Origin of the sequence: Streptomyces sp. NPDC014870, from assembly GCF_043081505.1 — a bacterium.
Taxonomy (GTDB): domain Bacteria; phylum Actinomycetota; class Actinomycetes; order Streptomycetales; family Streptomycetaceae; genus Streptomyces.
Map to the genome: position 1 here is coordinate 37,114 of NZ_JBIBWQ010000004.1, position 22,439 is coordinate 59,552.

General features: G+C 72.1%; 20 protein-coding genes and 1 pseudogene. 8 read left to right on the forward strand and 13 right to left on the reverse strand.

Annotated elements, in window-relative coordinates:
- The 5 genes and pseudogenes from tgmC to ACF09C_RS12725 form a co-directional block, all read right to left on the reverse strand.
- A pseudogene (tgmC, locus tag ACF09C_RS12705) lies at window positions 1-1,165 on the reverse strand (ATP-grasp peptide maturase system methyltransferase).
- Complete coding sequence (gene tgmB / locus ACF09C_RS12710; protein WP_392091993.1) at window positions 1,162-2,121, reverse strand: ATP-grasp ribosomal peptide maturase; 960 nt, start codon at window positions 2,119-2,121, stop codon at window positions 1,162-1,164. The pseudogene tgmC and the gene tgmB overlap by 4 nt, the downstream one beginning before the upstream one ends.
- A gap of 5 nt (window positions 2,122-2,126) precedes the next feature.
- On the reverse strand, window positions 2,127-2,387 hold the full coding sequence (gene tgmA, locus ACF09C_RS12715) for a putative ATP-grasp-modified RiPP (protein WP_250735069.1): 261 nt from the start codon (window positions 2,385-2,387) through the stop codon (window positions 2,127-2,129).
- A gap of 79 nt (window positions 2,388-2,466) precedes the next feature.
- Window positions 2,467-2,673, reverse strand: a complete 207-nt coding sequence (locus ACF09C_RS12720) for a hypothetical protein (RefSeq protein ID WP_128983417.1) — start codon at window positions 2,671-2,673, stop codon at window positions 2,467-2,469.
- The gene (locus tag ACF09C_RS12725) at window positions 2,670-2,837 is read right to left on the reverse strand and encodes a hypothetical protein (protein WP_392091477.1); all 168 of its coding nucleotides are present in this window, start codon (window positions 2,835-2,837) and stop codon (window positions 2,670-2,672) included. Before ACF09C_RS12725 ends, ACF09C_RS12720 begins: the two co-directional genes overlap by 4 nt.
- A 183-nt stretch (window positions 2,838-3,020) precedes the next feature.
- On the opposite strand from ACF09C_RS12725, the gene ACF09C_RS12730 reads away from it, so the two are divergent.
- The 5 genes from ACF09C_RS12730 to ACF09C_RS12750 all read left to right on the forward strand — a co-directional run bounded on the left by ACF09C_RS12730 (window position 3,021) and on the right by ACF09C_RS12750 (window position 5,876).
- Entirely contained in the window at window positions 3,021-4,277 is a 1,257-nt protein-coding gene (locus tag ACF09C_RS12730; protein ID WP_392091478.1) for a multiprotein-bridging factor 1 family protein, read from the forward strand.
- Window positions 4,278-4,293: 16 nt separating this feature from the next.
- On the forward strand, window positions 4,294-4,647 hold the full coding sequence (locus tag ACF09C_RS12735; protein ID WP_392091994.1) for a hypothetical protein: 354 nt from the start codon (window positions 4,294-4,296) through the stop codon (window positions 4,645-4,647).
- Between the two features lie 318 nt (window positions 4,648-4,965).
- Window positions 4,966-5,181 carry a hypothetical protein gene (locus tag ACF09C_RS12740; protein ID WP_392091480.1) on the forward strand — a complete coding sequence of 72 codons (216 nt, stop codon included), beginning with the start codon at window positions 4,966-4,968 and terminating at the stop codon, window positions 5,179-5,181.
- A gap of 105 nt (window positions 5,182-5,286) precedes the next feature.
- Entirely contained in the window at window positions 5,287-5,610 is a 324-nt protein-coding gene (locus tag ACF09C_RS12745; RefSeq protein ID WP_392091482.1) for a hypothetical protein, read from the forward strand.
- Window positions 5,607-5,876, forward strand: coding sequence for a hypothetical protein (locus tag ACF09C_RS12750; RefSeq protein ID WP_392091483.1), 270 nt, complete (start codon window positions 5,607-5,609; stop codon window positions 5,874-5,876). The genes ACF09C_RS12745 and ACF09C_RS12750 overlap by 4 nt, the downstream gene beginning before the upstream one ends.
- Window positions 5,877-6,046: 170 nt before the next feature.
- On the opposite strand, the gene ACF09C_RS12755 is transcribed toward ACF09C_RS12750, so the two are convergent.
- From ACF09C_RS12755 to ACF09C_RS12790, 8 genes are all read right to left on the reverse strand, one after another.
- Entirely contained in the window at window positions 6,047-6,781 is a 735-nt protein-coding gene (locus ACF09C_RS12755) for a polyprenol monophosphomannose synthase (RefSeq protein ID WP_392091485.1), read from the reverse strand.
- 41 nt (window positions 6,782-6,822) lie between these two features.
- The gene (locus ACF09C_RS12760; RefSeq protein WP_392091486.1) at window positions 6,823-7,689 is read right to left on the reverse strand and encodes an alpha/beta fold hydrolase; all 867 of its coding nucleotides are present in this window, start codon (window positions 7,687-7,689) and stop codon (window positions 6,823-6,825) included.
- A complete protein-coding gene (locus tag ACF09C_RS12765; protein ID WP_392091488.1) occupies window positions 7,689-7,901 on the reverse strand; it encodes an MbtH family protein in 213 nt (70 codons plus the stop codon). Before ACF09C_RS12765 ends, ACF09C_RS12760 begins: the two co-directional genes overlap by 1 nt.
- Before the next feature lie 32 nt (window positions 7,902-7,933).
- Window positions 7,934-8,737, reverse strand: a complete 804-nt coding sequence (mppR, locus tag ACF09C_RS12770) for an enduracididine biosynthesis enzyme MppR (protein WP_392091490.1) — start codon at window positions 8,735-8,737, stop codon at window positions 7,934-7,936.
- Window positions 8,734-9,912, reverse strand: a complete 1,179-nt coding sequence (locus tag ACF09C_RS12775) for an aminotransferase class I/II-fold pyridoxal phosphate-dependent enzyme (protein WP_392091491.1) — start codon at window positions 9,910-9,912, stop codon at window positions 8,734-8,736. The genes mppR and ACF09C_RS12775 overlap by 4 nt, the downstream gene beginning before the upstream one ends.
- A complete protein-coding gene (mppP, locus tag ACF09C_RS12780) occupies window positions 9,912-11,063 on the reverse strand; it encodes an enduracididine biosynthesis enzyme MppP (protein ID WP_392091492.1) in 1,152 nt (383 codons plus the stop codon). Before mppP ends, ACF09C_RS12775 begins: the two co-directional genes overlap by 1 nt.
- A gap of 103 nt (window positions 11,064-11,166) precedes the next feature.
- Window positions 11,167-12,342 carry a tryptophan 2,3-dioxygenase family protein gene (locus tag ACF09C_RS12785; protein ID WP_392091493.1) on the reverse strand — a complete coding sequence of 392 codons (1,176 nt, stop codon included), beginning with the start codon at window positions 12,340-12,342 and terminating at the stop codon, window positions 11,167-11,169.
- Window positions 12,339-13,358: a methyltransferase gene (locus tag ACF09C_RS12790; RefSeq protein ID WP_392091494.1), complete on the reverse strand. Its 1,020-nt coding sequence runs from the start codon at window positions 13,356-13,358 to the stop codon at window positions 12,339-12,341. The genes ACF09C_RS12785 and ACF09C_RS12790 overlap by 4 nt, the downstream gene beginning before the upstream one ends.
- Window positions 13,359-13,861: 503 nt before the next feature.
- Here ACF09C_RS12790 and ACF09C_RS12795 point away from each other — a divergent pair.
- From ACF09C_RS12795 to ACF09C_RS12805, 3 genes are all read left to right on the forward strand, one after another.
- On the forward strand, window positions 13,862-14,596 hold the full coding sequence (locus ACF09C_RS12795; protein WP_392091496.1) for an ABC transporter ATP-binding protein: 735 nt from the start codon (window positions 13,862-13,864) through the stop codon (window positions 14,594-14,596).
- A complete protein-coding gene (locus ACF09C_RS12800) occupies window positions 14,593-17,274 on the forward strand; it encodes an FtsX-like permease family protein (RefSeq protein ID WP_392091497.1) in 2,682 nt (893 codons plus the stop codon). The genes ACF09C_RS12795 and ACF09C_RS12800 overlap by 4 nt, the downstream gene beginning before the upstream one ends.
- A gap of 249 nt (window positions 17,275-17,523) precedes the next feature.
- Window positions 17,524-22,428: an amino acid adenylation domain-containing protein gene (locus ACF09C_RS12805; RefSeq protein WP_392091498.1), complete on the forward strand. Its 4,905-nt coding sequence runs from the start codon at window positions 17,524-17,526 to the stop codon at window positions 22,426-22,428.
- The last annotated feature ends 11 nt before the right edge of the window (window positions 22,429-22,439 follow it).

A 22,439-nucleotide genomic window follows, 5' to 3' on the forward strand; every position in this document is an offset into this window, starting at 1 on the left:
TCAGGCGATCCGGTGCTCCCAGCGTAGGGAGGGGGCATGGTCGATCCAGTACTGGTGGGACATGGGCGTCACGCGGAGCCGTACGGAGTCGATCTCCGGCGCTCCGGCGTCCTGCCAGGCGACGAGGGAACGTTCCACGTCGTCCCACAGGGCCACCGGACCGCCTTGGCGGACGGTCCAGTTCTCGCCGTCTGCGAGGAACTCGGCGAACGACTCCTTCTCCGGATCGAACAGGTATCGCAAGGGCGAGCCGTCACCGCCCGTCGCGCGGACGAACTGAACGCAGGGCGCCGCCAACTGCGCAAGCAAGGCGGGCATCCACTCCTCCAGGACAAGAGGAGATGCCTGAGTACGCCGCTCACTGTCCGCGTACGCGGTCCGGGCGGAGAGATCGCCAGCCGCGGGGGCCACTGCCTGGGCACGTGCCTGCATGAAGGAGGAGCGCCCGACGAACGAGCCCTCGGCGGTGCCGTCATCGCCGACGGTCAGTTTCGCGAGGCCGGTTCCCCACGGCCACGAGCCGACCGTGCCGAGGACGATACCTCCAGGGTTCGTCTGCCTGATCCAGGTGTATGGGATGCGGCGAACCGCGCAGGTGGCGATGACCCGGTCGTACGGTGCCCGGTGCGGGTGGCCGAGGAGCCCGTCGCCCGTCACCGTCCACGTCGAGAAGCCGACGGCTTCGAGAGCGGCATCGGCGCGTGCGGCCACCTGTGCGTCGACCTCGACCGTGGCGACGTTGTCCTCGCTGAGGTAGTGGCACATCAGGGCTGTGGAGTAGCCGGTGCCCGTTCCGATCTCCAGGACTCGGTGGCCCGTCGCGAGGTCCAGGGTCTCGATCATGCCGACGACGGTGGCCGGGTCGGTCGAGGAGGACGTGGGCACGCCCACGACGGGTCCGCCGACCTGGTCGGCAGTGAGGTGGCCGTCGAGCTGGGTGGTGAGGGTGTCGACGCTGTATGCGATCTTCAGCCACTCGTCCGGATTCGTGTCGGTGGCGGTTATGGGCCGCCAGGTCCGCCCCTCGTTCAGGAAGACTCCCGGGCGGAGGAACCGCTCGCGGGGGACGGACTCGATGGCCTCACGCAGCCAGGGGGGATTTCAGGACCCCTTCATTCATGAGAACGGTCGCCATACGGCGTCGCTCGGATGCCGGGTCGGTCATCGGCGGTCTCCTTGTGCGAGCAGGTCGGCGAAGGCAGCGGACATCGGGAGGCCAGTCTCGGTCTCCAGCCACCCCCACTGTCCGTTGGGATTCAGTTCCAGCCACCAGTAGCCCCCCGCCCGGTCGACCGCGAGGTCGAAGCTTCCCGATACCAGATCCAGCCGGTCCAGGTAGGCATGCAGTCCCTTGGCCACCCGGTCGGGAAGGTGCTCTACGGTGTAAGTCAGGGCGCTGTAGTCGTTGCGCCAGTCCAGGAGGTCGGAGTCGATGCGTACGGCGAACGTGTGCCGGCCTACGAGCAGTACGCGAACGTCGGCGGCTTTGTCCACGCGGGCCTGGAACAGGTGGGGCGCGACCCGAACGCTGTCGTCGATCTCGTTGGGGGTGACGGGGGCGGTCCATCCCGTCATCGGCACGCTGTCACGGGTGTAGGGGGTCCATCGCAGCGTCTTGAAGATCGCCTGCCCCTGAGCACGGACGAACTCGCGGGCCTCGTCCGGGTCGTTGGTGACAAGGGTGGGAGGGATGGTGAAGCCGAGTTGCTGGGCGAGAACGAGCTGCGCGGGCTTGTAGTCGGCTGCGGTAACACGCAGGGGGTGGTTGCCCCAGAGAGGGCCGCCCAGGGCGAAGAGGGTGCCACCGAGTCCGTAGCGGACCTGCGCCGCCGCGAACCGGGAGTCGTCAGCGGACAGGTGGGGAAACGTGGGCCATTCCGGGCGGCGCCAGTACACCGACCGGACGTGGGACACGTCAGCGGTTCTCGACGGGGTGCGTACCTGCCCGACCACCGGGGCCGGGCAGGTGCCGAACCGAGCCGAGACCGTGAGGTTTTCGCCGATGTCGGCGAGGTTGAACCGGACCACTGGCACATCGCGCCGGTTGAGTTCGGTGATCACCATGTCGGCGGTGATGTCGTCCGCCTCGGTGGCCACCAGAACCGGCCTCTCCTCGGTCATGTTCATCAGTCCTGCGTGCTGTCCTGATCGTGACCCTGGTCGTTCCGGGAGTCCGAGTTCGTCGTCGTGGAGGTCTCGGTGCCGGAGCTGGTGCCGTGCTTGCCCATCTCGACCACCTGCCCGACGCGGTCGCGGAACACCCCGAGCTGCGTCGTGGGGTCGATGGCGACCGTGGCGTGGGGTCGGCGGACGACCGTCGGGTAGGGCGCGAGTCGGCCCGCACCCCACGGCCGCGTGGGGGAGGGGAGTGCGACAGAGGTGGTCATGAGACTCCTTGTGTTGAAGGGTGTGGTGCGGGAATCCGTCTGCGCCAGGGGGCGCGGACGGCGATCTGCGGGCCGCGGCTCAGGGGCGAGCGGCCTGGATGTTGTCGGCGGCGGTCGTCCACTCGACTCCGGACGCGGGCCGGATGTGCGCGATGCGGACCGTGCCGTGGCTGTGGAGCTCGTGTGTGACGGCGACGAGCACGCCCTCCCCACGCGAGGCGATGTCACGGACAAGCGTGTCCAGGAGCGGGTGGTGCTCGTAGCCGTCGGAACCGACCGGGTTCACTCCTCCGGCTCCTGCCGGGCCTCGACCCGGCGCATGAACTTCTCCCAGCCGCCGGCCGCTCGCACCCGAAGAGCCCGGCTCGGCGCACCCGGCCGGGGCTCCGGCGGCGTGTACGTACGGCCACTGGCGCCAGAGTTCCTGCGGGGCAGTCCGGAGGTTGTCACTCGGTCGCTCCTCTCCGTGGTGGGAGCCGCGGAGGGTCCTTCGACCTCCGAGCGGCGTGTGACCAGTCAACGACGATCCGTTACCTTCTCCCAGAGCGGACCTCGCGCAATATCCGGGCGCTTTCCAGGCGTTGGCGCGTGGCGGGTATGAGTGCGTGAAAGGGTTCTCGTGAGGGGAGACCTATGACGTCGAGGCGAAGGCACTTTGCGGAACGACGCGCGGCCCGGGGTTACTCTCAGGAGGAATTCGCAGAAGTGCTCTCGGTGGCCGCGTCCACCGTGGTCCGTTGGGAAAGTGGTCGTGCCACCCCGCGTCCTCATCAACGGCCGAAGATCGCAGCGCTGTTGGGAGTGACCCTCCCCGAGCTGGAAGCCCTTCTCTCCGACGAACAGCCGGCTGAGACAGCCGGGCTCTCCGCTGCTCCACCCCTCCTCCATGGTGATGATGACGACATGAAGCGCCGCGAAGTCCTGGGTCTGCTCGCCGTTACGGGTGCACTGGTCGCTCTTCCCGATTCCGGCGAGGCCGTCCGAGGACGGGCGGCGTCGACACTCCTGGAGACGGGGGACGCCCTGCACCGCAGCCTCTGGCAGGTCTACGCGCTGTCGGACTCCAAGCAGGTCCTCTTCCCCGCGGTACGCGCGCAGCTCGATGTGATGGCGAAGGGGCTGACCGAGACCCGTACTACTGCGGATCGGTCCCGGTTGTGTCGGATGACAGCCGACCTCTACCAGCTCGTCGGCGAGCTGTTCTTCGACGCCAACCGGTACACCGATGCCGCGCAGTGCTACACATTGGCCGCCAACGCGGCCTACGCCGGTGGCGACCACGACCTGTGGGCCTGTGCCATGACGCGCCACGCGTACGTCGAGCTGTACGCGCGCCGCGCGCACGCTGCCCAGCCCCTGCTCGCGGCGGCTTTCCGCATCGCCCGGAGGGGCGACGACAGTCTCTCCACCCGTCACTGGGTCGCGGCCGTCCAGGCGCAGGCGTACGCGGCCGTGGGCGATCTCGACGCGTGCAACCGGGCGCTTGACGAAGCCGAGAAAGTACACGCCCTCGACGGCGCTCGCTCCCACAACGGCGGCTGGCTCCGCTTCGACGGCTCCCGCCTGGCAGAGGAGAGGGGGGCCTGTTACCTCCAGCTGGGCCGCCCTGATCTCGCCGAGGAAGCGCTCACCGCGGCCCTTGCCCAGCCTCTGTCCCTGCGACGCCGCGCTGCCGTCCTGAGCGACCTCGCCGTGCTCGGGGCGCACAGGCGGGACATCGACCAGGTCGTGCACTACGCGGAGCAAGCACTCGGACTGGCCGACCGGTCGAATTCGGGATTCATCGGCAGGAAGCTGGACGGGCTTCGGGGGCGTCTTGCCCCGCTCATGTCCGATGACCGAGTCTCGACTCTTGATCACCGAATCGCGGCGCTTCCGCGCACCGCATGACGAGAGGGACACGCGCATGAATGACGGCCGGATCTTCCGCGAGGCGTGGATCGACGGTGTGAACAAGCACTACCCCGGCGAGCCCAAGCCCGGCTACGTCACACCGTGGGACGAGACGCCCGCGTGGGAGCGCGAAGCCGCCACCGCCGTGTACGGGCAAGTGCGCGACTTCATCGAGGTCAGCGGCGGGCATGCGGCCCGGCTCACTCGCGAGCAGAAGGGCCGCTTCGTTGCGATCTGCTGGACCGCCCAGATGTTCAGGCACTTCGAAGACCCGAAGCCCGGATATGTTGCCGACTGGTCCGACCTGCCGGACTGGCAGCGGGAGACGGACGCGGACATCTTCGAACGCGTCGAAGGGATCGTCTGATCTCAGGAGCGACGACGTCCCTGTCCGGGTTGATCCGGGCGGGGACGTCTTGTTACGTAGCCATCAAAGTAGCCACGGAAGCACCATCCCTGCACGTTTACGCAGGTCATAGCGTTGCGCCGACAGTCCCCGGCGTACAGCCCGACTCGTCTGCCCCTCACCTCCCGACCCTGGTCGGAGGGGGTGTCTGACTCGCCGGACCCTTGTGGGGCCGAATCAGGGTCTCCGGAAGTCCGCGCCGTCGCCATACTCCTACGCCTCCTCGAACCGGGCATGGCCGGCGGGGCGCATCCCTGCCTCCGGAGGGGACACTGAGCCATGCCTGATCAACGACCCGAACGCATCGTCACCTATCGCGTCGGCGAGCACCGCGAGCGCTTCCACGTGCGCGCCGACTGCCCCGGCCTCACCGGGCGCCGCTCCACCGTCGAATCGTGGGCGGCCGAGCCCGAGCGCGACGCCGTGGCCCGCGGCCTCGAAGCCTGCCAACGCTGCGACCGCCCATCGAGCCCGGCGGCGCCGACGTCGCACTGAACCCGGGCGCCCAGTACGGCGCCTGAGAACGCCGCCCCTTGCCGCACGATGCGCGGGGGCACCACTTCACCGGTCCGTCCACCGGCCCACCCACAGGAAGGCTCCATGGCCACCGGCAAGTACCCCGAGACCGTCTCCCGCGCCATCGGCGGGAAGACCTACACCATCAGCCGCCAGGACATACAGGCCGCCGCGGCTCGCCTCCGCCCCCTGCACGAGAGCGAACTCGCCAGCCGCGAGCTGCACATCCTGATCGGCTCCGGGCTCTACTACGGACCCGACCTGATCGCCGAAGTCACCGGCGCACCCCCGATCGACGGCCGCGAGGCCTACGACCTGCTCGGCAAGCTCGGCCTGAAGCTCTTCCGCTGGGACTGGGGCAACCTGAAGGACACTCGCAACGAGCCGAAGCCGGAGGCGGCCTCGTGAGCACGCGACCCACCCGGATCGAGTCCGACGGCAGGAAGCGCGTCATCCCCCTCGGCTCGTGCCCGTGGCTGCCCGACTGGGACATCACGCACGACCACTCCGGCCAGCGCGACCCGTACGTGATGATCCGGAAGGGCGAAGGCGCGGACACCGTGAACGCGATCTCCTGCCCGATCCACCACACGCACACGATCGTCCCCACCATGATCGACGTCCGCCCCCTGCGCAGGCAGGGACGCGGAGCATGGTGCACCGGCTGCGCCTAGCCCGCGCGCCGACAACAGGGCTCCCCGCCGAACCAGCCACCGGCGGGGAGCCCCACACGTACGCCGCACCTCGCCGATCTCGTCCCGCAGCGTCCCGACTTGCCGTTCCCACGCCCCCAGCGCCGGCTCCCGCTGCTCTTTGGTGTTCAGATGCCCGACTCGTCCGCTCCTCAGAGGTTCCGGCCGAAGCGCAGCCGCCATGGGAGCAGGGCGGATTCGAGCTGGACGGCCAGGCTCATCTTCGACGTGCCGTGGTCGCGTTCCTCGAAGCGGATCGGTACTTCCGCGAGGGTGAAGCCCCGTCGGGCGGCGCGGTAGTTCATCTCGACCTGGAACGCGTACCCGTTGCTGCGTACGGAAGGCAGGTCGAGGGCGCGCAGGGTGTCCGCCCGCCAGGCCTTGAAGCCGGCCGTCGCGTCCTTCAGGCGCAGCCGCAGGATCGCGTTGACGTAGGCGTTGGCCCAGGCCGACAGGGCCCGGCGGGACCAGTGCCATTCCGCGGCCGTGGAGCCGCCCGGCACATAGCGCGAGCCGATCACGACGTCGGCGTTCCGCGTCCGCAACGTGTCGAGCAGGGCCGGGATCGCCGAGGCCGGGTGGGAGAGGTCGGCGTCCATCTGGAGCACGATGTCGGCGCCCTCGTCGAGCGCCCGGGTCATGCCCGCGAGGTAGGCGCGGCCCAGGCCGTCCTTGGTGGTGCGGTGCAGGACGCCGATGGACTCCGGTGCGTCGGCGACGAGTTTGTCGGCGACCTCGCCGGTGCCGTCGGGCGAGTTGTCGTCGACCACGAGCAGGTGGAGGTTCGGTACGGGCAGGTCCGCGAGCAGACCGGCGAGCACGGGCAGGTTGTCCCGCTCGTTGTAGGTCGGCACGACGACAACGGTCTTCGGGGGCACGACGGCCATCGGCGGTTCCTCGATCGGCAAGGTCGGCAAGGGGAGGGAGGTCAGGGGGTACGGAGCGCCGGTCGGCCCGCGGCGGCGGGAGAGCGGGGCGGGACCGTCTCGAAGAAGTCGAGGATGTGCCGGTTCACCTCCTCCGGCCGCTCCAGGTACCCGTAGTGGCCCGCGTGCGGGATCAGGTGGTGGGCGGCGCCGGGGATCGCCCTGGCCACCTCGGCGACCAGGTGCGGCGGCGTGACCAGGTCGTCCGCGAAGCCGAGGACCAGGCAGGGCGTGGTGATCGCGGCGTAGTCCGCGAGGCGGGCCGGGTCCGGGGTGATCGCGAGCTGGTGGCGCAGGCCCGGGCCCGCGGCCCACGACTGCTCGAAGACCGACAGCCAGTCGGATATCTCGGTCTCGTCGTCGAGCGTGTGCGGGGAGAGGTTCTGGATCGCCTGCATCGCCGCGTGGTAGCGGCGCGGCAGTGCGATGCCGCTGTCGAGGAGTTCGAGCTCGGCCCGGGCGGCGGCCGCGCGCAGCTGGTCGTCGCGGCCGCGGGTGGCCATCAGGACGGCCGCGGTGGCCAGTTCGGGCCGGGTCACCAGCAGCTCCTGCACGACCTGCGCGCCGAGGGAGGTCCCCACCAGCCGGCACGGCCCGGCCCCCAGGTGCTCGACGAGCCCGGCGAGGTCGGCCGCGAGGTCCCCGGCCGTCATGCCCGCCTCGCCGGGGTCGCTGGGCGGCACGCCCCGGGAGTTGTACGTGATCACCCGCCAGCCCGCGTCGAGAAGCGCCGGTACCTGGTGCAGGTGCCAGGCCCTGCCGCGCCCGCCCGCGCCCATGACCAGGATCACCGGCTCCCGGTCCGCCGGGCCGTCCGGCGCGACGTCGTCGTACTGCAGCCGTCTTCCACCGACGGTCGCGACGGCCATCAGTGGTCGGCCATGCGGTCGGCCAGGCTCTTCGGGCGCATGTCGGTCCAGTGCTCCTCGACGTACGCGAGGCAGGCCGCCCGGTCCGTGTCGGCCAGCGCGACCTGCCAGCCGTCGGGAACGGCGGCGAAGGCGGGCCAGAGCGAGTGCTGGCCCTCGTCGTTGACCAGCACCTTGTAGGCCGCGTCGGGGTCGTCGAACGGGTTCGTCATCTTCTGCTCCTGGGGAGGGGGAGGGAGGCGGGTCAGGTGAGGGGGGCGCCCGAGACGAGGGTCTCGGCGTAGCCGAAGACATGGCCGCGCTCGACCGAGACCGGCCGCAGCGAGGCGAAGTCCGCGTCGAGCGCGTCGAACAGCTCCAGGTGCGCGTCGCCCGACCACACCTCGGAGAACTCGACCCCGGTGACGGTCGAGGTCACCAGCTCGGCCGGAGGCTTCTCGTCCGGGAGCCACTGCGGCTGGACCCGGCTGTGCACCAGCGGCACGGTGTGCAGCAGTGGGGGTTCGGCGGCCTTGGCGGTCACGTTCACCGAGGCCTGGACGATCCGCCGGCCGCCCGCGGAGGCGGTGCCGTGGTAGGTGCCGGCGGCGGAGTCCAGGGGCCCCGCCCGGCCGACGCGCATCGGCCAGGTCTGGCGCACGTCGCCGAACTGCTTCGGCATGCCCTGCACCCAGCCGCGCAGCAGCGGTACGGGCTGGTCGACCCAGGCGTACGGGCAGCGGGCCAGGCGTCGGCCGCGGTACTCGCAGCCGAGGAGGATCAGGAACTCGTGGAACTGGCTGGCACCGGGGTCGGCCAGTTCGGCGCCCGACTCCGAGCACCACTGCCAGCGCGCGAAGACCGCGGCGGCCTGCCCGGGGTCGGCGCCGAGGTCGAGCTCGGGCGGCAGGAAGCGCGCCGCGGCCGCCGGGTCCACGTGGTAGTCGACCATGACGACCTCGCCGGCGAAGTGCCACGGCGGGGGCGTCAGCGTGGCGGAGGTGCCCGAGGGGGAGAGCGGAAGGCTGTAGCCGTGCGGGCCGTTGACGAGGGCAGCGGAATCGGTCATGGCAGGAGGTCCTCGTTTCTCCATACGGCGGCGAGCCGCGCGGCGGCCTCCGCCAGACGGTCGGGCGGGTTGAAGCTGTACGCGAGCCGGAGATGGGTGCCGGGCGCGCCGCCGAAGCGGGAGCCCGGCGCGACCGCGACACCCGCCCGGTCGGCCGCGGCGAGCAGCGCCGCCTCGTCTTGGCCGGGGCGGAAGATCACCCAGACGAAGAAGCCGCCGGACGGGTCTGCGACAGTCACCTCGTCCCCGAGGCCGTCCCGCAGGGCGGCCACGAGCGCGTCGCGCCGCGGCCTGAGCCGCTCACGCAGCCACGCCAGGCGCCGGTCGTAGCGGCCGTCCGCGAGCAGCCCGGAGACGGCCAGCGAGGTCAGATGGTTGAGCCCGCCCCCGCTGACCAGCTGGCCGCGGCCGGTCAGCGTACGGACCAGCTCCGGATCGGCCTCCAGCCAGCCGAGCCGCAGACCGGGGCCGAGCGTCTTGGCGAAGGAGCCGAGCCGGATCACCCCGCGCCGTCCGGCGAGCGCGGCCAGCGGGGGCGGCGGCGTCACCGGATCCAGGCCCAACTCCCCGTACGCGTCGTCCTCCACGATCGGCACGCCGTGCCGGGCGGCGACGGCGAGCAGCTCCCGGCGGCGCGGTTCGCCCGCGACGGTGCCGGTCGGGTTGTGGAAGGTCGGGGTCAGGTACACGAACGCCACGTCCTCGCCCGCCGACAGCGCGCGGTCCAGGGCCTCGGGGCGTACGCCCTCCCCGTCGGCCGCCGTCTCGCGCAGCCGCAGCCCGTGGTCGGTCATGATGGCCCGGGCCAGGTCGTAGCAGGTGCTCTCGGCCACGACGGAGGCGCCGGGCCGGCCGAGGACGGTGCACAGCAGGGCCAGCGCCTGTGAGGTGCCGGCGGTGACCATGACCTCCTCGGGGGCGCAGCCGTGCCGGGCCGCGAGCAGGGCGCGCAGCGGCTCGGGCCCGGCGTTGGCGCCGTAACTGAGCGCCGCGGGGCCGTACTCGGAGAGCGCCTCCCGGTACAGCGGAAGCACCTCGTCCACGGCAAGGAGCTCCGGTTCGAGATAGCCGGGCCCCAGGTCGACGACGCCGGGCGGGGAGACCGCCTGCACCACTCCCGCACGCCACCAACGGGCGTGCGGGAGCGGCGCGGTGGTCGTGGCCGGTCGGAGCATCAGCGCTGCGGTCCCTGGATGTCCAGCAGGGCCGAGCGCAGCACCCGCGCACCCGCGAGCAGGGTGGAGGGGTTGCGGGACAGGGCCAGGCGCAGCATCCGCTCGCCCTCGTTCGGCCGCGCCCAGTGGAACTTCTGGCAGGGCAGCACGTACAGGTTCTGCGAGCTGACCGCCGACCAGACGTCCATGCCGAGGCGTGAGCCGACGTGCAGCCGGTCGACGCTGACCCGGGCGTGCTCGTCGACGAAGTGGATGTCGGGCACGCCGTCGAACGCGGACCTGACGAGGGCCCGGTGGTCGGCGATCGTGCGCTGCAGCTCGGCGAGGCCGCCGTCCGCGCCGTCGTCGGAGAACCGCTTCACCATCAGCATGATCAGCGGCGAGGTGCCGAGCAGGATGTCCGAGTGGATCTTCTCGATCGGCAGATCGATGTTGGCCGAGCGGACCAGCCAGCCGATCTTGAGTTCGAGGGTCGGCCACAGCTTGCCGGTGTCCTCGATGACCACCCAGCGGCAGCCGCTCGCGTCGAGCACGGCGTAGTGGTCGAACTGCGCCGTCGGGTCGAAGCCCCGGAAGCAGGTGTCGAGGGCCAGCACCACGTCGTGCTCGGCGCACTGCTCGGCGAGCCTGCGCAGCCGCGCCTCGGTCATCACCCGGCCGGTGGGGTTGTTCGGGGTGGTGATGAAGACGCACCCGACCTCTTCGAGCAGCTCGGCCGGCAGGTCGTCGTCGTGGGCCTGCTCCTCCTCGACCGGTACGAGCCGCAGGCCGACCCCGCGCAGGATGTCGGGGATGTTGTCGAAGGTGGGGTGGATCAGGGCCACCGCGTCGGAGCTGGTGACCAGCGAGCGGGCCAGGATCTCCATGGCCAGCGAGGACGAGTAGCAGCTCAGCGTGCGGCCCTCGGCGAACGGGTGGGTGTGCTGGCCGAGCATGCCGAAGAACGCGTCGGCGGCCTCCCGCTCGATCTCGTCCACCGGCCGCAGGACGGCCTCGTCCCAGAGGCTGGGCAGCTCGGCGATGATCTTGGCCTGGGGGGCGGTGAGTTGCTGGCGGGCGTGTCCGTCGGCGAGATTCATCGAACTTGCCAGTGCGAGGGTCTCGAACTGGGTCAGGTTCTCTGCGGAGACCGACTGCGGAATTCTGTTCACAAGCACCTCTCAAGGAGTGTCGGGCGTAGCGTGCTTGGAGCCACGGCGGATGCCGGGACTCACCGGCGCCCGGGCGCCGGGATAGGAATTGGTGTGACCTCCGTCAGCAGAAGGCGAACCGGGTGAGCAATTGCTCCGTGTCGTCGATGGAGTCACCGGAAGGCAATCCGGCTTTTCCGACAAAGCGTTTGAGATAGCCGGCGCCCTCGGTGCCGCCGGACCCCGTCATCTCCGGCAGGTAGCGGCGGCCGAATCCGTAGTGCCGGCCGCGCCAGACGTGCAGCGGTGCCTCGCTCGCGGCGAACGCCTCGCGGACGTCGGCGTCCGCGGAGCCGGCCGCGGCGTCCCGCAGGGAGGTGAACCGGCGGAGCCGGAGGCTGTTGACCGGCGCCAGGTGCGCGAAGCGCCCGTAGGTCTCGCTCTTGCGCTCGTCGTAGCCGTACACCACCAGCTCCATCAGGTGGTAGTTGAGCGACTGGACGGCGCTCGCGCTCCCGGTCGCGTCGCGGAAGCCCATGAACAGCTCCGGGGTCAGCGTCCGCAGCGCGTGGAAGACGACGTTCAGGAGTTCGGCCGCCGACGCGAACTGGCGTATCCGCAGGGCGTACTCGGCGGGGGCGCGGCCGACGGCCTCGGTCGCGCGCCGGGCGGTCCAGCGGACGAGGAAGAAGGCGACCTCGCAGGCCTGCACGGAGCGCATGAACATGTGCTCGTCGTGCTTGTCCGAACGGCGGAACCCCGAGCAGCGGTTGACCACGAGGAGGTCGCGGACGAGCGTGTCGTCGTGGCCGGCGAGCCGGACCGACTCGGCGCTCGCCATGGTGCGGTCCGGTCCGAGCGGGGACCCGCCCAGGTGGTCGAGCACGGCCCGCAGCCGGCTGACGCGTTCGGCGCCCTCCTCGACGGTCGTCTCGTGCAGCCCGGCCTCGCGTTCCTCCAGCGCGATCAGGTCCGTCACGAGGGCGTGCACGAGGAGCAGACTCGCCTCGTACGGGTCCTCCCGTCGGGCGAGGTACCAGCCGGTCACGTGCATTCCGGTGTAGCGGTAGTACTCGGGGGTGTCGAGGCGCAGGCTGAACGGCCGGGTCAGCAGCCGCAGGATCTCGTTCTCGTCGGTGTCGGCACCGGCCACGGCCGCGTCGTAGCGCTCGGACAGCCCGCGGACCTCGTCCTCGGGCAGTTCGGCGAGCGCGGTCGCGTGCAGCCGGTCGGCCAACTCGGCGCAGGCCGCGGGCAGTTCCCGCGTACGGGTGGCGCCGGCGAAGCGTACGGCGTTCATCGCCCCGACCCGCTCTCGGCCCGCCGTACGCCGATGACCAGGTGCTTGTCGCCGGTGGAGCGCCGGACCGTGCCGTCCGCGAAGCCCGCCCGGCGCAGCAGCTCCAGGTACTCGCCCGCGGAGCGGTGCCGGCCCTCCGTCTCGACGTGCATGGAGAGGTTCATGACGGAGGTGGCGAGCGGACCGCCGCGGTCGTCGTCGAAGAGCCGCTCCATGATGAGGACGCGGCCGCCGGGGAGGCAGGCCTCGTGGGCCTTGCGCAGCAGCGCCACGCAGGTCTCGTCGTCCCAGTCGGAGAGGATGTAGCCGAAGGCGTAGCAGTCGCCGGCCGGCAGCGGGTCGCGGAAGAAGTCGCCGGCCGCGAAGTCCAGCCGGTCGCTCAGCTTCTGCTCGGTGGCCCGGGTGGCCAGGTGCGGGCCGACCTGGGGCAGGTCGAACACGGTGGCGCGCAGATCGGGGAAGGCGCGCAGGGCGGCGACGGAGAAGGGTCCGCTCGCCCCGCCCACATCGATCAGCTGCCGGCGGTCGCCGAGGTCGGCGAGGGCGGCGAGCTCGTGCGAGACGTGGTGGCTGAGGCTCCACATCGCGTCCAGGAAGCGGCCCACCGACTCGTCGTCGCGGTAGAGGGAGTCGAACGGAGCCGGCCTGTCCCGGTCGGTCTCCGCCTTGCCGACCCGCAGATAGCCGCCGAGCCGGCCGAACTGGCCCGCGGTGTCGTCGACCAGGTGGTCGACGAAGCCCATCAGACAGCGCGGGTCCTCGCGGTCGACGTAGGGCCGCACGCCCGCCGCGAGCGCGTACCGCCCGCCCTCGGCGTCGAGGACACCGAAGGAGGACAGTACGAGCAGGAGCCGTTCGAGGGTGTCCTCGTCGACGGCCAGGGCCGCCGCGATCGTCGGGGCGCTGTCGCCGCTGTGCCGTGTCAGATGCGCGAAGACGCCGTGCCTGTCCGCGACGCGCAGAGCGTGGGTGGCGTACATTCCGTAGACGGCGCGTTCCAGATTCGCAGGAATCATTGTTTTCGCTGCCCATCGATGCAAGGGAATTGTCAGGCTTTTCCGGCGCGGTGAATCGTCGACGCCACCGCTGATACCTCGGGGTGTGGTCCACCCTTTACCCGGCGGTAAGAATCCGGCGGGACGTCGAGAAGTATTTCGGTCGGCGCTCGGGATCGGCCATCTTGTTGCCCGCAGAGTGAAACCCCGAGGTCGGGGGCGCTGTCCGGTCGGCACACCCTCAAGGGAGCGGGTATCGGCCGGTTCGCCGCCGCCGGCGCGGTGGTTCACCAGGTGGTGGCCGCTGGTGGGACGGGCGGTGAACGTCAGGATCCGGCCGGGTGACGGACGTCGAATTCCAGCCGTGCGGGCGGCCGGAGTGCCTCGTTCCGAAAGGTGACATCGCAGGTCGGACGGTATTCGTAGGTGTTCGAACGCGGCCCGAAATCGCTTTTCCGTCGCATCGGGTTGATCGGGGAAGCCGCCGAACGATACCGTCCCGGTAAAACGGGAAAGGGTGTGCAGTGACTGGCGGGTATGCTCTCTTATTGGAATCCGTGACGAAAATCTACGGTTCCGGCCGTAACGCCGTCACAGCCTTGAACGGCGTGTCGATGGGCGTCGCCCGCGGCACGTTCGTCGCGATCATGGGTCCGTCCGGCTCGGGCAAGAGCACGTTCCTGCACTGCGCGGCGGGGCTCGACAAACCCTCGCAGGGCGGTGTGACCCTCGGCGACACCCACCTGACCGGCCTGAACGAGGAGCAGCTCACCGAACTCCGCAGGGAACGGGTCGGGTTCGTCTTCCAGGCGTACAACCTGCTCGACTCGCTCACCGTCGCCGACAACGTGGGCGTGCCGTTCCGCCTCGCCGGCGCCCCGGTCCCCACCGACCGGGTGCGCGCGGAGCTGGCGAACGTCGGGCTCGACGACATGGGCGACCGCTACCCCGGACAGCTCTCCGGCGGTCAGCGGCAGCGCGTGGCCATCGCCCGGGCCCTCATCACGGGACCGGACGTGATCTTCGCCGACGAGCCGACCGGCGCGCTCGACACCCGTACGGGCAAGCAGGTCCTGCAGCTGCTGCGGGGGGTCGTCGACCGGACCGGACAGACCGTGGTGATGGTGACCCACGACCCGGTCGCCGCCTCGCACGCGGACTCGGTGACCTTCCTCGCCGACGGCCGTCTCGCCGGCGAACTGGCCCGGCCGACGCCCGAGCAGGTGGCCGACCGGATGACCCGGCTGGGTGACTGGTGAGCCGCGGCAGCGCGGCCGAGCAGGTCGACCCGCCGGTGCCGGGGCCGACCGGGCCGACCGGGAAGCCGGGGAAGGCCGCCAGGAAGGCCGACAAGGCGGCCGCGAAAGCGGCCGAGAAGGCGGCGAAGAAGGCGGCCAAGGCCAAGCGGAAGATCCGCACGCTCTCGCGCCAGAACCTCTCCCTGGCCTGGAGCACGATCCGCGGCCGCAAGGGCGGCTTCGCGGCGGTGCTCATCGCCGTCGGGGTCGGCTCCGCCGTGATCAGCGCCTGCGGTGTGCTCCTGGAGACCGGGGTCAGCTCGGGTGTCCCGGCCGAGCGGTACCACCGGGCGGCCGTGGTCGTCGGCGGCTACCAGGCCATGTCCGTCGAGGGCGACACCGACCCGCGGCTCTCCGAACGGGTCAGGCTGCCCGCCGACACCGTCGGGAAGGTCGCCGCCGTCCCGGGCGTCGAGTCCGCCGTCGGCGACATCAGCGTCCGGACGACCGTCGTGCGGAACGGCTCCGTGCTCGGCGGCCCGCCCGTCTACGGACACGGCTGGTCCGCCTCGGTCCTCGCGCCGTTCACCCTGCGCGCGGGCACCGAGCCGCGCGCCGCCGAGGACGTCGTCCTCGACAGCGACCTCGCCCGGCGGGCCGGGGCGGCACCGGGGGACACGGTCACGCTGGTGATCGGATCGGAACCGGGGACGTACCGCGTCAGTGGCGTCGCCCAGCCCGCCGTCTCCTTCGACCGGCAGTCCGCCGTCTTCTTCACCGACGACCGGGCGGCACAGCTGTACGCCACACCCGGCAAGGTCGACGCGGTCGGCGTCGTCGCGGCCAAGGGGACCGACCCGGGCGAACTCGCCGACCGGATCGAGAAGGCCGTGCCCGGCGCGGTCACGTACACCGGCGACGACCGCAGCGACGTCGAGACGCTCGACGTCGGACAGATGCGGTCGTTCGTCATCGAGGTGGCCAGCGCCTTCGGCGCCACCATGATCCTCCTTGTGATCATCGTGGTCGCCGGCACCCTGGCCCTGTCGGTGCAGCAGCGCCGCCGCGAACTCGCCCTGCTGCGGGCCGTCGGCGCCACACCCCGCCAGGTGCTGCGCATGATCGGCGGCGAGGCCGTGCTCGTCGGCGGCATCGGCGCCGTGCTCGGCGCGATCCCCGGCATCCTGCTCGCCATGCTGTTGCACTCGGTGTTCACGGCGGCCGGCGCGCTGCCGCCCGGGTTCTCCCTGGTGATCACCCCGACTCCGGTGCTGTTCGCCCTGCTGATCTGCGTCCTCGCGGCCCGGATCGGCGGCTGGCTCGCGGCCCGGCGCGCCGCGAAGGTCAGCGCCGTCGAGGCGCTCGGCGACGTGGCCGTGGAGCCGAAGAAGCTCGGCTGGTTCCGGCTCTCGCTCGGCGTGCTCCTCGTGCCCGCCGGTCTCGCCGTCGCGATCGTGCTGCCGATCGTGCTGCCCGGCGAGGCCGCCATCGAAGGCGCCGCCAGCTCCGCCCTCGTCCTGGTGATCGCCGTCGGCCTGCTCGGGCCGAAGCTCTTCGGCGGCGTCGCGGCGCTGCTCGCCCGCCGGCCCGGCGACGTCACCCGCTTCCTCGCCATCGCCAACTCCCGTGCCAGGGCGCGCCGGCTGAGTTCCGCGACCACTCCGCTGATCATGGGCGTGACCATGGCGGCCGCGCAGCTCTTCAGCGGTACGACGCTCGCCGCCACCGCGCACGATCAGGCCGTCGACGGAGTGATCGCCGACCATGTGGTGACCTCCGACAGCGCGGGCATCTCGCCCGGCCTGACCGAGGAGCTGCGCCGCGTCCCCGGCGTCCGCACCGTCGGCCCGGTCGCCAGGACCTCGACGATCCTCACCTGGCCCGACGGCGACAGCATCCAGTACCGGGTCTCCAACGCGCAGGGCGTCGACCCCGCCGCCGTACCGGAGACCATGAACCTGGACGTGCTGCGCGGCGACCTGAACCGGCTCACCGGAACCACGGTCGCGCTCAGCCGCCTCGTCGCCGGCACGGTCGGCGCCGACGTCGGCGACCGCGTCGACGTGCACCTCGGCGACGGCACCGTGCAGAAGGCCGAGGTCGTCGCGGTCTACGAGAACGGGCTCGGCTTCGGTGACGTCACCCTGCCCCACGAGGTGGTCGTCGCCCACACCAGCGACCACCTCGACCAGTGGCTGATGGTGAACGCCGAGCCGGGCACGGACCTGAACGCGGCGCTGAAGGCGTACCCGACGCTGAGCGTGCGCGACGCCGGGGCGGTCACCGCCGCGCCCACCGACGGCGGGGGCGGCGGGATCAGCCTCGTGCTCAACGCCGTCCTGCTCGGCTATCTCGCCATCGCCGTCGTCAACACCCTGGTCATGGCGACCATCTCGCGGCGCCGCGAGTTCGCCCTGCTCCGCCTCGTCGGCACCCGCACCGGCCAGGTGCGGACGATGATGCGCAAGGAGGCGGGCATCATCGTGCTCTCCGCCGTCGTCGTCGGCACGATCGCCGCGCTGCCCTCGCTGATCGGCATGAGCTACGCGATCCGCCACTCGGTGTTCCCCACCGTCCCGCCCCTGATGTACCTCGGCATCGTGCTCGCGGCCGCCGCCATCGCCTGGCCCGCCGTGATGCTTCCCGCCAGGCTCGCCCTGCGCCCGCCGGCCGTGGACGCCATCGCGCGGACCGAGTGACCCAGGGGCCCTCGCGGGAGGGTCGTCGCGGATGAGGCGTGGCTCCGGCCACGCCTCATCGGTGTGCGCGCACACCCGCGCGGCCCACCCGTCGGTGGGCGCGCGTACCCCGTGCGGGACCCGACGGCGCCCACCCCGGGCGGGCAGTTTCCTCACCGCTCAAGAACGTGGAGCCGGTACGCCTCCGCGGGCCAAGCTCGACCGTCGACAGATCCGCGCGCCCCGCGTGTCTCCCGTGGAGGGTCGAGCATGTCCCGAGTCTTTGACCACGCACCGGCCGACCCGGAGAACCGGGCCGTCCACCACCTCGTCGCCGCCCACGCCCGGCGCGCCCCCGAGGCGCCCGCCGTCGTGGACGGCGGCCTCACCCTCGGTTACGCCGACCTGGACGAGCGCGCCAACCACCTGGCCCACCGGCTCGCCGACGCCGGGGTGACCGCCGAGTCGAGGGTCGGCGTGCTGACCGGCCGCTCGGGCCACTCGGCGGAGACCGTCGTCGCGCTGCTCGCCGTGCTCAAGGCGGGCGGGGTCTACGTGCCGCTGCACGAGAGCTACCCCGACGACCGGATCCGCCTGCTCCTCGCCGAGACCGGCGCGGCCGTCCTGCTCGCCGACCCGACGACCGCGAGCCGGGCGGCGACCGCCGGTCCGCCGGTCGTCGTCCTGGACGGCGCGGACACCCGGAGGCGCGCCGACGCCCCGCGCGTGCGCGTCGACGAGGAGCAACTCGCCTACCTCATCCACACCTCGGGTTCGACCGGCCGGCCCAAGGGCGTGGCCATCACCCACCGGAACATCACGGCCCTCGCCCGGGAACCCCACCTGCGGGCCGCCTTCGGCCGGTGCACGCTCTTCAACGCGCCGCTCGCCTTCGACGCGTCCACGTACGAGATCTGGCTGCCGCTCCTCAACGGAGGCCGCGTCGTCATCGGACCCGCGGAGCTGACCGCGACCGGCCTCGCCGGGCTCGTCGCCGAACACGGCGTCGACGGGGTCTTCCTGACCGCCGCGCTCTTCCGGCTCCTCGCCGAGGAGCGGCCCGACTGCTTCGCCGGCCTGCGCGAGGTGTGGACCGGCGGCGAAACCCCCTCCGCCACCGCCCTGGACCGGGCGCGGGCCGCCTGCCCCGACACCGTCTTCGTCAACGCGTACGGCCCCACCGAGTGCACGGTCTTCGCCACCGGCCACCGCATGACCTCCGACGCGCCCCGCACCCGGTCCTCGCTGATCGGCACGGCCCTCGACGACACCGAGGCGCACGTGCTCGACGAGCGGCTGCGGCCCGTCGGCGCGGGCGTGATCGGCGAGCTGTACCTGGCGGGCGACGGCACCGGCCGGGGCTACTTCGGGCGCCCCGCCCTGACCGCCGAGCGGTTCGTGGCCGACCCGGTCACGCCCGGCCGCCGCCTCTACCGCACCGGAGACCGGGTGCGGCTCACCGAGGAGGGGCTCGTCGAGTTCCTCGGCCGCACCGACCACCAGGTCAAGATCCGCGGCTTCCGGATCGAACTCGGCGAGATCGAGGCCGCGTTGCGCGACTGCGCCGGGGTCACCGACGCCGTCGTGGTCGTACGGGAGAACGGGCCGACCCGCACGATCGTCGCCTACCCCACGGGGCCGAGCCCGCTCACCGAGCGGGCGCTGCTCGACCGGCTGGCCGAGCGGCTGCCCGGGTACATGGTGCCCGCGCGCGTCGTCTGGACGGACCGGCTGCCGGTCAACGCCAACGGCAAGGTCGACCGGGCCGCGCTGCCCGAGCCCCCGGCCGACGACACCGAGGCGTACCGCGCCCCGACGACGGACACCGAGCGCACGCTCGCCGCGATCTGGGCCGAGGCGCTCGGCGTCGAACAGGTCGGCACCAGGGACGACTTCTTCGCCCTCGGCGGCGACTCCGTGCTGACCATGAAGATCGTCGCGCGGGCCCGGGCCAAGGGGCTCGCGGTGCGCACGGCCGACGTCTTCGCCCACCCGACGGTCGAGGCGCTCGCCGGTGTGGCGCGGCGGCTCGACGAGGACCTCGCCGAGGCGCCCGGCGCGGCGCGGGCGTCCGAGTACCCCCTGACGCCCATGCAGAGCGGCATGCTCTTCGACGCCCTCATGCTCGACGACCCGTCGCTCCACCTGATCCAGTTCGTCGTCCGGCTCGGCGAGGTCACCGACCCCGAGCGGCTCGGCCGGGCCTGGCAGGAGGCCACGGAACGGCACGCGGTGCTCCGCACGGCACTGCGCTGGGCCGATGTCGAGGAGCCCGTGCAGGTCGTCGGTGACGCGGTCACGCTGCCGGTGACCCAGCTCGACTGGAGCGCCGTACCGGAGGCGGAACACCCCGCGCGGCTGCGGGAGTTGCTCGACAAGGACCGCGCCGCCGGCATCGACCTCACCCGGGCGCCGCTCAGCCGGGTCACCATCGCGCGGCTCGGGGCGGACTCCGTCCAGCTCGTCTGGACGATGCACCACGTGGTCACCGACGGCTGGAGCTCCGCGGAGCTGCTGCGGGACGTGCTCGACGGCTACCGCGGCGAGCCGGTGCGGACGCGACCGCCGTTCCAGGACTACGTGACCTGGCTCGCCGGGCAGGACCTGGACGCCGCCGACGCCTACTGGCGCGAGCGGATGGCCGGGTTCACCAGCCCGGTGAGCGTGCCCGGCGACCGGCAGCCGCCCGAGGGCCACCGGCCCGTGGCCAGACGGTCGGTGGGGGTGACGGTCCCGGCGGAGACGGCCGCGCGGGTCTCCGCGTACGCGCGGCGCACCGGGCTCACCGCCAACACCCTGGTCCAGGGGGCCTGGGCGATCCTCCTCGCGCGCCTCAGCGGCGAGCGCGACATCTGCTTCGGCACGAGTACCGCGGTGCGGCCGGCGGAGCTGCCCGGGGTCGAGTCGATGGTCGGCATGATGATCAACACCCACCCCGTCCGGATCCTGGCGGACGACGACGAGCGGACCCTGGCCTGGCTGGAGCGGCTCCAGCGCGAGCTGGCCACGGCACGGGAGTTCGGGTACGCACCGCTCAACCGGGTGCAGTCCTTCGCCGACGTGGCGCCTGGGGAGGCGCTGTTCCACACCGCCGTGGTCTTCCAGAACTATCCGTTCGACCGGTCCGCGATCCGCGCCTTCGACGTCGAGTTCGCCACCAACCACCCCCTGGCGCTGAGCGTCTTCCCCGACGAGAAGCTCGTCATGCGGCTGCTCTACGACGAGCAGATCTTCGACGCGGCCACCGTGGAGCGGCTCGCCGAGCGGCTCATCACGGTCCTGGACGGGCTGGCCGCCGGAACCGCGGCCGGCGTCGGCGACGTCACCGTGCTCACCGACACCGAGCGGGAACTCGTCCTCGGCACATGGGGCGTGGGCGGGCCCTCCGCGTACCCCATCGAGCGGCGGATGCACCAGCTCATCGCCGAGCGGGCCGCCCAGTGCCCGGACACCGTCGCGATCGAGCGCGGCGAGACCCGGCTCACCTACGCCGAGGTCGAGGAGCGCGCCAACCGGCTCGCCCACCATCTGACCGACCTCGGCATCGGCCCGGACACGATCGTCGGGATCTCCGTCGAACGCGGCCCCGACCTGGTCGTCGGCGTCCTCGGCACGCTCAAGGCCGGTGGCGCGTACGTGCCGATCGACCCCGACTACCCGGCCGCGCGCACCGCGGCGATCCTGGCGGAGGCCCGCCCGGCGGTGGTGCTCACCCACAGCCGCCACCTCGACGTCTTCGCGGGCGCCACGACCCCGCTCGTCCTGCTCGACGGGGACTGGCCCGCCATCGAAGGCCGGCCGGCGACCGCGCCCGCCGACCACGGCAGCCCCCGCGACCTGCTGTTCACCGTCTACACCTCGGGCTCGACCGGGAAGCCGAAGGGCGCCATGGTCGAGCACCGGTCCATGGTCAACACCGTCGAAGCGGTCGTCCCGCTGCACGTGCGCCCGGGCAGCCGCGTCTACCAGCTCGCCCCGATGAGCTTCGACGCCGCCTCGCTCGTCCTGCTGAGCACGCTCGTGGGCGGCGGCACGCTCGTCGCCCCCGTGACCACGGGCACGTACAGCGGCGCCGAACTCATCGAGCAGCTGCGCGAGGCCGACGCCGGCGCGGTCACCGGACCGCCGACCGTGCTGCCGGTGCTCGACCCGGCGGCGCTCCCGCAGCTCGAGTCCATCCTCTGCGGGGGCGAGGTCCTCACCCCGGACCTCGCCGCCGCGTGGTCACCGGGACGCCGCCTCCTCAACGGCTACGGCCCCAGCGAATGCGCCGTCGCCGCCACGCTCTTCGAGGTCGAGCCGGGAGTCCGGTACGACAACGTCCCGATCGGCCGGCCCCTGCCCAACACCAGCGTCCGCGTCCTCGACGACCGGCTGCGCCCCGTGCCCCCCGGTGTCACGGCCGAGCTCTACCTGGGCGGCGAAGGCGTCGGCCGCGGCTACATCGGCCGACCCGGCCTGACCGCCGAGCGCTTCGTGGCCGACCCGTTCGGCGCGCCGGGCGCCCGGCTCTACCGCACGGGCGACCTGGTCCGCTGGAACCAGGACGGCACCCTGGAGTTCGCCGGCCGCGCGGACGACCAGGTCAAGATCCGCGGCTTCCGGGTCGAGCCGCGCGAGGTCGAGAACGTCCTGCTGCGGCACGAGGCGGTCGCCGAGGCCGCGGTCGTCGTCCGCAGCGACGAGGCGGGCAAGCGACTCGTCGCGTACGTCGTGCCGCGCGCCGGCGTCCCGGCCGCGGAGGAGCTGCGCGCCCATGTCGCCCGGCACGTGCCCGCGTACATGGTCCCGGCCGCCGTGGTGTTCCTGACGGTCCTGCCGGTCAACCGCAACGGCAAGCTCGACCGGGCCGCGCTGCCCGCGGCGGACCTCCGCCCCGACGAGGGGACGTACGTCGCCCCGGTGGGACCGACCGAGAAGGCGCTCTGCCGGATCTGGGGCGAGGTCCTCGCCGTGCCCCGGGTGGGGACCCGCGACAGCTTCTTCGATCTCGGCGGCGACTCGATCAACGCGATCCGGCTGGCCGTCCGGATGCGCGCCGCGTTCGGCGTGGAGATCTCCCCGCGGGACCTCTTCGAACACCGTCATGTGAGCGACCTCGCCGGGGTGGTCCAGGAGCGCGTCCTCGCGAGCCTGGCGGCCGTCGCGGGACCCGAAGTACCCGGCCGGATCTGACCCAGGGAGGA